We start from the raw sequence: 718 nt of genomic DNA on the forward strand, positions 1-718 counted from the left end.
ATGAGAAAACAGCAAAAGTTGGAATAAAAAGCAAACGGTTAAAAGCTGGCTGGGATGAAGATTATTTGATGAAGGTTTTAACCGTGGGCAAACTGAGTGTCTAATTTAGACCCGTTTGCCCTAGGCTACTTAAAGATGGTCTTGAAGCTGCTAACCATCAATGATAACTGCTTATTGTTGGTTGATGAATGCGAGAGCCTCTTTCTTCATGTAGATGAGCATTACTCGAAAGAATCTGTAATGCGGGTTTTAGAAACCAACCCTGTGCCGTGTATATGGATAACCAACTATATAGATGACCTAGAACCAAGCTTTATTCGCAGATTTAAACTGGTTATAGAGGTGCCAAAGCCTGATAGCACCTTAAATGATCGTGTCGTTGCTGAGTATTTGAAAGGGTTAAGGTTATCTAAAGGTTACCGTAAATCACTTGTATCTAAAGCATCACCAGCACTTATCGCCAATGCCACACAAGTTGCAAAGCTTTTGAACTTTCGAGCGAAAAAGGCTGAATCTGTAATCGAAGAGGTTATTAGTGAAGCCTTAAAGGCCAGTGGTGAAACTGAAGAACCGTTAATTTACAAAGAAGAAATGTAACTATTCAGCCTACTGAACAAAAATATCTGGCAAATGCCCACTGAACAACAAGTTCAGCGCTGTTGAAGCTGTTATATTTTGCTTTCTGCAACTCGAAACGTAACTGCGTATGGCACAGAAG

At 39.8% G+C, this 718-nt stretch carries 1 protein-coding gene; it reads left to right on the plus strand.

Annotation, left to right across the window (positions count from 1 at the left end; translation table 11 throughout):
* The first annotated feature begins 96 nt into the window (after positions 1 to 96).
* On the plus strand, positions 97 to 597 hold the full coding sequence (locus D5018_RS21480) for an ATP-binding protein (protein WP_133309380.1): 501 nt from the start codon (positions 97 to 99) through the stop codon (positions 595 to 597).
* Positions 598 to 718 lie beyond the last annotated feature (121 nt).

This window comes from Parashewanella curva, from assembly GCF_003675895.1.
In the GTDB taxonomy this organism is placed as follows: Bacteria; Pseudomonadota; Gammaproteobacteria; order Enterobacterales; family Shewanellaceae; genus Parashewanella; species Parashewanella curva.